We start from the raw sequence: 9,277 nt of genomic DNA on the forward strand, positions 1-9,277 counted from the left end.
AACATCGTCGCTGCGGGAGGTCTGTTTAGAAACTCGATCGTGAGTCGAGCAACCCTGCGACGTCAAGAAAATGAAATATAAAACGCTTGACTCAGTGCTGTGGCGGAAATGCTGGAAATCCGCCTTAAGTTGCTGTTTTTATGTGGTTTTGTCTACTGTCAAGCAAGCCGACACCAATCGACTCGTGGACGAACCTCGTTTCGGGATTATCGATCGCAAAACGCAACTGAAAATGGCAGCAAGCTTTCAGGCACGACAAAAAACCCCACCGGCGAACCGGCAGGGCTTATTCGTCTTTCAACGCTAATCGCTGTTAGGCGAGTGCGCTCAGTCGCTTGGTCAGGCGCGAATATTTCCGCGATGCCGTGTTCCGGTGCAGCACACCCTTTGCAACGCCGCGCGCCAGTTCAGGCTGCATCGCTGCCATCGCGGCGGTGGCCGCAACCTTGTCGCCCGATTCGAGCGCTGCTTCGGCCTTCTTTACGAAGGTGCGGATGCGGCTGACGCGCGCACCGTTGATTTCCGCACGACGCTCGTTGCGCCGGATACGCTTTTTCGCCTGTGGCGTATTCGCCATGCCGTCCTCGAACCTGCTAATTGGGATGGGCGTGGAACGAAGCTCCGTTGCCCGGGAAAGCGCGGCCCTTACCGAAGCTGGCCACAGCGGTCAACCTTTACCGCTGGCATTGCGGACAAAAGAAGGTCGATCGCCCTGCCTCTGCACGCCGTAAAATCGTCGTTCCACAGCCGCACGCCTCGCCCTCACGACCATAAACGCGCCATTGCTTCGAAAAATAGCCAAGCTCGCCGTCGGGCCGCGCATAATCGCGAAGCGTCGATCCGCCCGCTTCGATCGCCGCCGCCAACACCTCGCGCACCGCCGCGACCAGCGGCGCGATTCGGCGGGTGGCGATTTGCCCGCCGGCCAGGCTCGGCGCGATCCCGGCCATGTGCAGCGCCTCGCACACATAGATGTTGCCCAGCCCCGCCACATTGCGCTGATCGAGCAGCAATGCCTTCACCGGCGAAATGCGGTCGGCAAACACCTTTGCCAGATGCCGGGCTGTAAATTCAGCGCCCAGCGGTTCCGGCCCAAGCGCGGCAAACGGACCCCAGCCGGTCAATTCAGCCGTCGGCACCAGATCGACAGATCCGAAGCGTCGCGGATCGTTCAGCGCCAGCCGCCGCCCCTCGTCGGTTTCCAGCACCAGATGGTCGTGCGGCAAGGCTTCGCTTGGATCGACTCGCCATCGGCCCGACATGCCCAGGTGAAAGACGAACGTGTCGCCGCGATCGGTATCGACCAGGCCATATTTCGCGCGCCGCCCAAGCGACGTCACCCGCGCACCGGTCAGCCGCTGCCCCAGATCGACCGGCATCGGCCGGCGCAAATCGGGGCGGTTGGCAATGACGCGGACGATTCGTCGTCCCTCCAGCACGGGGCGCAGCCCACCCACCGTGGTTTCGACTTCGGGAAGCTCTGGCATACCGGCCTTGAGCTAGGCGCACGCGCGTGCCGCGACAAGTCTCGCCATTGGGCTTGGCAGGACAGCCGCAAACCGCCATTTGGGCAGGCATGACCGACACAGTATCCTTCGGCTATGAAGACATCGCCGCTACCGCCAAGACTGCCCGAGTCGGCGAAGTCTTCACCAATGTCGCCAGCAATTATGATGCGATGAACGACGCCATGTCGGCGGGCATGCATCGCGTGTGGAAGGACGTGTTCGTCCGCCGCGTGAAGCCACGCGCGGGCGAGACGATCCTCGACATGGCGGGCGGCACCGGCGACATCGCCTTTCGCATGATCGAATCGGATGCAGCGATCACCGTTGCCGACATCAACCCGGCGATGCTGGAAGTAGGCATGCAGCGCGCCGCCAAGCGCGGCATCTCGGGGCTGGTATGGACCGAGGCGAATGCCGAGACGCTTCGCTTCCCCGATCGATTCTTTGATGCCTATACGATCGCGTTCGGCATCCGAAACGTCACCGATATTCCGCTGGCACTGCGCGAGGCACATCGCGTGCTCAAGCGCGGCGGGCGTTTCTATTGCCTTGAGTTCTCGACTACGCTCTGGCCGGGTTTTGCCGAAGTGTATGACGCCTATTCGCACCGATTGGTGCCAAAGCTTGGCAAGCTGATCGCCAATGACGAGGACAGCTATCGCTATCTGATCGAATCGATCCGCCGCTTCCCTGACATGGCCCGGTTCGAAACGATGATCGCCGATGCAGGCTTTGTGCAGACCAAAGTTGAGCCGATGCTGGGCGGACTGGTGGCAATCCACAGCGGCTGGAAGATTTGACCGCCCCCGCAATCCATCTGCTGCGCCTGCTGAAATGGGGTCGCATCCTGGCACGCCACGGGGCGCTGACCGGGATCGAGCGCAACCCCAATACGCCGCCAGCGCTTCGCCGCGTCTGCCGCGTCCTGCGGTTTGGCGCGTCGCTGCCGGCGGCCCCCGCTTATGCCGATGCGTTCCAGGCGATCGGCCCGGCAGCGATCAAACTTGGGCAGACCCTCGCCACCCGCCCCGACCTGGTGGGAGATGTTGCCGCCAACGACCTGCTTCGCCTGCAGGATGCGCTGCCGCCAGTGCCCTATTCGGTGATTTGCGAAGCGATGAAGGCAAGCTTTGGCAAGCCGCTTGAATCGCTATTCCTCGACATCAACGAAACGCCGATCGGTGCCGCGTCGATCGCGCAGGTCCACCGCGCCACCACCACTGATGGCCGCCGCGTCGCGATCAAGGTCATCCGCCCCGGCGTCGAGGCCGAATTCATCCGTGCGATCGAAACCTATGAATGGGCCGCCGCGCAGATCGAACAGATGGGCGGCGAACTCGCCCGGCTTCGCCCGCGCCTGACGATCGACCAGTTCAAGCGCTGGACGCTGCGCGAGCTCGACCTGCGGCGCGAGGCGGCGTCTGCATCGGAGCTCAAGAACAACATGCAGGCGCAGCCCGATTTCGTGGTGCCAGCGATAGATTGGCAACGCACCACCGGCAAGGTGATGACGCTCGAATGGATCGACGGCATCAAGCTGTCGGACAAACAGGCGCTGCTTGCCGCCGGCCATGACCTGTCCTCGCTGTCACAGACGCTGGTAAAGGCATTCCTGCGCCAGGCGATCGCCGAGGGTTTTTTCCACGCCGACATGCACCAGGGCAATTTGTTCGCGCTGGCCGACGGGCGGATCGCCGCAATTGATTTCGGCATCATGGGTCGGATCGACCGGCGCGCGCGCGTCTGGCTCGCCGAAATTTTATACGGACTGATCACCGGCAACTATACCCGCGTCGCCGAAATCCATTTCGAGGCGGGCTATGTCCCCGCGCATCACAATATGGCCGAGTTCGCGACCGCGTTGCGCGCGGTGGGTGAGCCGGTGCGAGGCGTTGCGACCAAGGACATGTCGGTCGGCATGATGCTCGACAGCCTGTTCAACATCACCCGCGAATTCGACATGCAGACCCAGCCACATCTGCTGCTGCTGCAAAAGACGATGGTGATGGTCGAGGGAGTGGCGACCAGCCTCGATCCCAATGTGAACCTGTGGGACGTCGGCGCGCCCTTCATCGGCGAATGGATCCGCACCGAGCTTGGCCCCGAAGCGGCACTGGCCGATCGGCTGATGCTCGACCTCAAGACCTTTGCCCGGCTGCCCGAACTGATCCGCAACATCGAATTGCGCTATCCCTCCCCCGGCGGCGCGCCGCCCTCGCCGCCGCTTCGCGATATTGAAATCGTCCGGGTCGGTGGCGGCTGGCGTTATGCGCTGATCGCACTCGCGGGGCTGGCAGTCGGCGCGGGCACCATGTTCGCGATCGGATGAGGCGACCGCCGCCACTATGGCTGCGCAATTCCAGCCGGTTTGGCGGGATCGGCAAGCCATTTGCCCGCCTGTTGCTCGGCCTGGCGGCGCTGCTCATCTTGCTGTCGTTCCAGGCGCTGTTCCTGCCGCAACCCAGCGGCGACGGCGCGATCGCGCAAAGCGATCTGCTGCTGTATGAAGGCATCGTGTCGGCGCTCCACGCCGGCGGCGATTACTACACCGTCACAGCCGATTCGCTGCGCGCGGGCAATTATCCCCTCCGCTCGTTCGATACCTTCCGGTTGCCGACGCTTGCCGTGGTGCAGGCCAGCTTGCCGCCGATGCTCCTATCTTCGCTGATGATCGCTCTGGCCTCCATAACCGGCCTGGTCTGGCTGAACCGGCTGCGATCGGAAGCGGTTGCCGATCTGCCTGCGGTGCTGGTGACGGCGGTGATGCTGGCGGGCGGGCTGGTCGCATTCGTCCAGACCGGGCTGTGGGCGCTGCATGAATTCTGGGCGGCACCGCTGGTCGCGCTGTCGCTGGGGCTGCGCCGCCCCGGCAATTGGGTCAATTCCGCCGCGATCGGATTGATCGCGGGGCTGATCGCCGAAACCGCCCTGGTCTATCTGATCGTGATGGCGGTGTTTGCCTGGGCAGAGGGAGCGCGGCGCGAGGCCTATGGCTGGATCGGCGCGATCCTGTTGTTCGGCGTGGTCCTGACCTTCCACGCAATGGCAGTCGCCGCCGTCACCGGCCCGCTCGATCCGCAAGCGAGCGGCTGGTCGGGCCTTTATGGCTTTGGCCTGTTCGTCCGATCGGCAAGCCTGGCCACCGCGTTGCAGGCGGTGCCGCTGTGGATCGCCGCGCCGATCGTGGCGCTGGCACTGTTTGGCTGGATGGGCTTGCGCGATCCGCTTGGCCTTCGCGTCGCGGCGATGCTGACCGGCTATGCGCTGATCATCGCGACATTCGGTCGTCTTGAATCGCTTACTTGGGCGGTGATGGCGGCCCCCTTGCTGCTCGTCGGACTGGTCTTTGTGCCCGACAGCCTGCGCGACCTGACTGCCGCTGCGCTCGACAGGCGGCGCATCCGGGTGCAGAGGATCGTGCGATGAAGCGTATCCTGCTGATCGTCGGCGGCGGCATTGCCGCGTACAAGGCCTGTGAGCTGATCCGGCTCGCGCGCCAGGGCGGGATCGCCGTGCGCTGTGTCCTCACCGACGGCGGCGCGCAGTTCGTAACCCCGATGACCTTGGCCGCTTTATCCGAATCGCCGGTCCACACCAGCCTGTGGGATTTGAAGGACGAGGCGGAGATGGGGCATATCCAGCTAAGCCGCGAAGCCGATCTGGTCGTGATCGCCCCCGCGACCGCCGACCTGCTGGCACGCATGGCCAGCGGCATCGCCGACGATCTAGCCACCACCTTGCTGCTCGCCACCGACAAGCCCGTGCTGGCCGCGCCAGCGATGAATGTGCGGATGTGGCAGCATCCCGCGACCGTCCGCAACGTGGCGCAGCTCCGCGCCGATGGCGTGACCGTGCTCGAACCCGATGAAGGCGCGATGGCGTGCGGCGAATTCGGCCCCGGTCGCCTGCCCGAACCGGCAGCAATTCTGGCCGCCATACAGCGCGCCCTCGTCCCCGAAGAAGGGCTTCAGGAAACCGCCTCGACCAGCTCGGCCCGCACCGACGAAAAGCGCGCGCGCTCGCTGGTGGGCAAGCACATCCTGGTCACCGCCGGCCCAACGCATGAACCGATCGACCCGGTTCGCTATATCGCCAATCGTTCGTCGGGCCGCCAGGGATTCGCGATCGCGCAGGCATTGGCCGAGCGCGGGGCGCGGGTGACGCTGATTGCCGGTCCCGTCACCCTCCCTACCCCTGCCGCAGTCGATCGCATCGATGTCGAAACCGCGCGGCAGATGGCCGATGCGGTCACTGCCGCTTTACCCGCCGATGCCGCGGTGATGGTGGCGGCCGTCGCCGACTGGCGGGTCGAGGCGATTGCCGACCAGAAGCTCAAAAAAGGCGCCATGCAGCCGATGCTGGCGCTGGTGCCCAATCCCGATCTGCTGGCGACATTGGGCACCAGCCCGCACCGCCCGCGCCTGCTGATCGGCTTTGCCGCCGAAACCGAGCAGGTCGTCGAACACGCCACCGCCAAACGCGCCGCCAAACAGGCCGACTGGATCGTCGCCAATGACGTATCGGGCGATGTAATGGGCGGAGATGCCAACACCATTCACCTCGTGACCGCGCTGGGCGTCGAGCAATGGGAGCGCCTGCCAAAGGCGACCGTCGCCGCGCGCCTTGCCGACAGGATCGCCGATGCGCTGCTTTAATCTCGTCCCCGCGCTGCTGCTGCCAGCGCTGCTGCTCGTTGCCTGCGCTGCAACGCCGCGCATGCCGATCATCGAACCACCGCTTGCCGGCGCGGCCTTTGGCAACGTCAAGCCGGAGCAGGTCGAAACACTGGTGATCGTGGTGCATGGCGACACCGAAGCGACACCTTCGCACCTCGCCTTTGCCCAGCGGGCGGCCGCGACCTTGCCGAAGGCGGCGGTCGTCGCGCTGCTGCGTCCAGGCTATGGCACCGGGACCGGGCTCGCCTCGCCGGGGGTTCGCGATGCCGGCAATGGCGATGGCTATACGGCGGACAATGTCCGGTTGCTCGGCGAATCGGTCGCCGCCTATCGCAAGCGTTATCCGCGCGCCCGGACCATCCTCGCAGGTGAAGACGGCGGTGCCGCGCTCGTCGCCAACCTTGCCGGCACCCGCCCCGCGCTGGTCGATGCCATGCTGCTGGTGGGGTGTCCCTGCACCCTGCCTGAATGGCGCGCGCTGATGGCAAAGGCCAAACCCGGCAAAGGCTTCAACCGTCCGGTCGCCAGCCTCGATCCGCTCCAGACGGTGGGCGGTATCGCCACCACCACGCGCAGCGCGATCCTGGTGGGGGAGAATGACCGTATCACGCCGCCGCGTATCGCCGGCACCTATGCCGAGGCGCTGGCCCTTCGCGGCATCGGCACCGACTTTCGTCGCCTGCCCGGTCGCGGTCACGATATTCTGAATGACCCCGAGACGTTGGACGCGCTGGCGCGATTGGCTGGGGCAAGCTGATGCATGACGGTAATCCGATCCGCATCGCGCTGAAACGGCTGCCGCACGGCCAGGGCCTGCCGCTGCCCGTCTATGCGACACAGGGTGCCGCCGGCATGGACATCGTCGCCGCCGAAACCATGACCCTTCTGCCCGGCGCGCGCCACGCCGTGGCGACCGGCTTCGCGATCGCGATCCCTGCGGGGTACGAGGTGCAGGTACGCCCGCGTTCGGGGCTTGCGCTGAAACACGGCATCACCTGTCTCAACACCCCCGGCACGATCGACAGCGACTATCGCGGCGAAGTGAAGGTGATCCTCGCCAATCTGGGCAGCGAACCCTTCGACGTCGTGCGCGGCGAACGAATCGCACAGCTGGTGCCAGCAGCGGTGCAGGCAGCGACGCTTGCCGAAGTCGATACGCTCGACGAGACCGCCCGAGGCACCGCCGGCTTCGGATCAACGGGTCGCTGATGCTGTCGGCGCTTCTTTTGCTGGCGCAGGCGATGGTGCCGGGCACGCCTACTACCGTGCCGCCGCCCTCGCGCCCGGGCCAGTCGATCGCTTGGGAGGATCTGCCGGCCCTCCCCTATCGCGAACCGCCGGTCCTGACCGAGCACGTCACCGCATTCGTCATCGGCGAAGTCGAAGCTGGGCGCTGCAAACCCAATTTGTTCGGTGCCACCCGCCGCGCGATGCAGGTCGACATCGCCGTGCTGGTCACCCCTGAATTGGGAGCGCGGGTGACCATCCCCCGCGCGATCGATTGCCCCACGGTCGAGCAATATGCCGCCGGCCTGGTGCTGGGCTTCGCCCGCAACAATCTGCGCCAGCACGCAACCACGACAACCCGCTGGTATCGCGCCACGATGACGTTCGAATGGCCGATCTGACGCTCAGCGATACGCAACTCGATCGCTATGCGCGCCATATCATCCTGCGCGAGATTGGCGGCGGTGGACAGATGCGGTTGCTGAAATCGCATATCGCGGTGATCGGTGCTGGCGGCATCGGATCGCCCGCGCTGCAATATCTCGCCGCCGCCGGTGTCGGCCAATTGACGATCATCGACGACGACCATGTCGAGCGATCGAACCTCCAGCGCCAGACCTTGTTCGGCACCGACGACATCGGCCGGATGAAGGTCGAGGCCGCTGCCGACGCGCTCGCCCGCCTCAACCCCGACAGCAAACTGCGCCTGCACGCCACCCGGATCGATTCAGCCAATGCCGATGATCTGCTGGCGTCGGCCGATTGCATCCTCGACGGCAGCGACAATTTCGCCACCCGGCTGGCGGTGGCCGACGCCGCGCTTCGCCTGCAAATCCCGCTGGTATCGGCGGCGATCGGCGGATTCGAAGGGCAATTGGCGGTCTATCGCGGCTGGGAAATCGACAAGCCCTGTTATCGCTGTTTCGTCGGCGGCGACCCCGATCGCGCCGACATTAGTTGCGCCGATCAGGGCGTGCTCGGCGCGATGACCGGGGTGATCGGCAGCCTGGCCGCGATCGAGGCGGTTCGCGCGGTTGTGCCCTTTGGCGATGACATGGCGGGCAAGCTTTTGCTTGCCGATGGCTTGTCGATGCGCTTCAGAACCTTGACCCTGCCCAAGGATCCGGGCTGCCCCGCCTGCGTGCTGGTTTAGCCGCCACCGGCACTTTATATCCCCGCGCACGTTCTGGGGCCGACTCCTGACAGCAAGACAAATATGATCCAGCGTTTATTCCGCAAATCCGCTCGCAAACAGCAACTGATCCCCGAAGGCCTTCGCATCTATGCGATCGGCGACATTCACGGCTGCCTCGACGAGACTGAAAAGCTGATCGCGATGATCGAGCGCGACAATGCCGCGCGCCCTGCCGCCGATACGCGGCTGATCTTCCTGGGCGATCTGATGGATCGCGGTCCCGATTCGGCTGGCGTGGTCGAGCGGCTTCGCACCCTGTCGCTCGATTGGGCAACGCCGCATTTCCTGATGGGCAATCACGAGCAATTATTCCTGACCGCGCTCGAGGGTGAGCGCGACGCGATGAAGGTGTTCGCCCGCGCCGGCGGGCGCGAAACCCTGCTGAGCTATGGCATGTCGTCAGAGCAATTCGCCGAAGCATCATGGGACGAGCTGGAAGAACAGGCACGCGCACTGGTGCCAGAGGCGCATCGCAGCTTCGTCGCCGGGTTCGAAACGATGCTGGTGTTCGGCGATTATGTGTTCGTCCATGCCGGCATCCGCCCCGACGTGCCGATCGAGGAACAACGCACCGCGGACCTGTTCTGGATCCGCGAGCCTTTCTTGAGCCATCGCGGCAGCCTAAGCCACGTCGTCGTGCACGGCCACACCGTGACCGAGGCGGTCGACGA

Annotated in this window: 11 protein-coding genes; 9 read left to right on the forward strand and 2 right to left on the reverse strand. The window is 64.9% G+C overall.

All coding sequences use genetic code 11. The features are described from left to right. Positions 1–313: 313 nt before the first annotated feature. Positions 314–577, reverse strand: a complete 264-nt coding sequence (gene rpsT, locus QU44_RS03785) for a 30S ribosomal protein S20 (RefSeq protein WP_033920153.1) — start codon at positions 575–577, stop codon at positions 314–316. 97 nt (positions 578–674) lie between these two features. After that, complete coding sequence (mutM, locus tag QU44_RS03790) at positions 675–1,487, reverse strand: bifunctional DNA-formamidopyrimidine glycosylase/DNA-(apurinic or apyrimidinic site) lyase (RefSeq protein WP_033920154.1); 813 nt, start codon at positions 1,485–1,487, stop codon at positions 675–677. Between the two features lie 89 nt (positions 1,488–1,576). Between mutM and QU44_RS03795 the strand changes: the two genes are divergently transcribed. The 9 genes from QU44_RS03795 to QU44_RS03835 all read left to right on the forward strand — a co-directional run. Continuing rightward, the gene (locus tag QU44_RS03795) at positions 1,577–2,308 is read left to right on the forward strand and encodes a class I SAM-dependent methyltransferase (protein ID WP_033920155.1); all 732 of its coding nucleotides are present in this window, start codon (positions 1,577–1,579) and stop codon (positions 2,306–2,308) included. Then, positions 2,305–3,837, forward strand: coding sequence for a 2-polyprenylphenol 6-hydroxylase (gene ubiB / locus QU44_RS03800; RefSeq protein WP_033920156.1), 1,533 nt, complete (start codon positions 2,305–2,307; stop codon positions 3,835–3,837). Before QU44_RS03795 ends, ubiB begins: the two co-directional genes overlap by 4 nt. Continuing rightward, on the forward strand, positions 3,834–4,934 hold the full coding sequence (locus tag QU44_RS03805; RefSeq protein ID WP_033920157.1) for a hypothetical protein: 1,101 nt from the start codon (positions 3,834–3,836) through the stop codon (positions 4,932–4,934). The genes ubiB and QU44_RS03805 overlap by 4 nt, the downstream gene beginning before the upstream one ends. Continuing rightward, on the forward strand, positions 4,931–6,163 hold the full coding sequence (coaBC, locus tag QU44_RS03810; protein WP_033920158.1) for a bifunctional phosphopantothenoylcysteine decarboxylase/phosphopantothenate--cysteine ligase CoaBC: 1,233 nt from the start codon (positions 4,931–4,933) through the stop codon (positions 6,161–6,163). Before QU44_RS03805 ends, coaBC begins: the two co-directional genes overlap by 4 nt. Beyond that, the gene (locus QU44_RS03815) at positions 6,150–6,941 is read left to right on the forward strand and encodes an alpha/beta hydrolase (protein ID WP_231621603.1); all 792 of its coding nucleotides are present in this window, start codon (positions 6,150–6,152) and stop codon (positions 6,939–6,941) included. Before coaBC ends, QU44_RS03815 begins: the two co-directional genes overlap by 14 nt. Then, on the forward strand, positions 6,941–7,393 hold the full coding sequence (dut, locus tag QU44_RS03820) for a dUTP diphosphatase (RefSeq protein ID WP_033920159.1): 453 nt from the start codon (positions 6,941–6,943) through the stop codon (positions 7,391–7,393). The genes QU44_RS03815 and dut overlap by 1 nt, the downstream gene beginning before the upstream one ends. Then, on the forward strand, positions 7,393–7,812 hold the full coding sequence (locus QU44_RS03825; protein ID WP_052134298.1) for a hypothetical protein: 420 nt from the start codon (positions 7,393–7,395) through the stop codon (positions 7,810–7,812). The genes dut and QU44_RS03825 overlap by 1 nt, the downstream gene beginning before the upstream one ends. Then, entirely contained in the window at positions 7,809–8,564 is a 756-nt protein-coding gene (locus QU44_RS03830; RefSeq protein ID WP_033920211.1) for a HesA/MoeB/ThiF family protein, read from the forward strand. The genes QU44_RS03825 and QU44_RS03830 overlap by 4 nt, the downstream gene beginning before the upstream one ends. Positions 8,565–8,627: 63 nt before the next feature. After that, positions 8,628–9,277, forward strand: a 650-nt coding sequence (locus QU44_RS03835; RefSeq protein WP_033920160.1) for a metallophosphoesterase family protein, incomplete at its 3' end; no start/stop codon positions are given.

It is taken from the genome of Sphingomonas sp. 37zxx, from assembly GCF_000786205.1.
In the GTDB taxonomy this organism is placed as follows: Bacteria; Pseudomonadota; Alphaproteobacteria; order Sphingomonadales; family Sphingomonadaceae; genus Sphingomonas.

Bases quoted from the DNA above. Each gene is read 5' to 3' on its own strand.
- coaBC (WP_033920158.1), top strand. From the start codon at position 4,931: ATGAAGCGTATCCTGCTGATCGTCGGCGGCGGCATTGCCGCGTACAAG.
- rpsT (WP_033920153.1), bottom strand. From the start codon at position 577: ATGGCGAATACGCCACAGGCGAAAAAGCGTATCCGGCGCAACGAGCGT.
- dut (WP_033920159.1), top strand. From the start codon at position 6,941: ATGCATGACGGTAATCCGATCCGCATCGCGCTGAAACGGCTGCCGCAC.
- QU44_RS03825 (WP_052134298.1), top strand. From the start codon at position 7,393: ATGCTGTCGGCGCTTCTTTTGCTGGCGCAGGCGATGGTGCCGGGCACG.
- QU44_RS03815 (WP_231621603.1), top strand. From the start codon at position 6,150: ATGCGCTGCTTTAATCTCGTCCCCGCGCTGCTGCTGCCAGCGCTGCTG.
- QU44_RS03805 (WP_033920157.1), top strand. From the start codon at position 3,834: ATGAGGCGACCGCCGCCACTATGGCTGCGCAATTCCAGCCGGTTTGGC.
- QU44_RS03795 (WP_033920155.1), top strand. From the start codon at position 1,577: ATGACCGACACAGTATCCTTCGGCTATGAAGACATCGCCGCTACCGCC.
- mutM (WP_033920154.1), bottom strand. From the start codon at position 1,487: ATGCCAGAGCTTCCCGAAGTCGAAACCACGGTGGGTGGGCTGCGCCCC.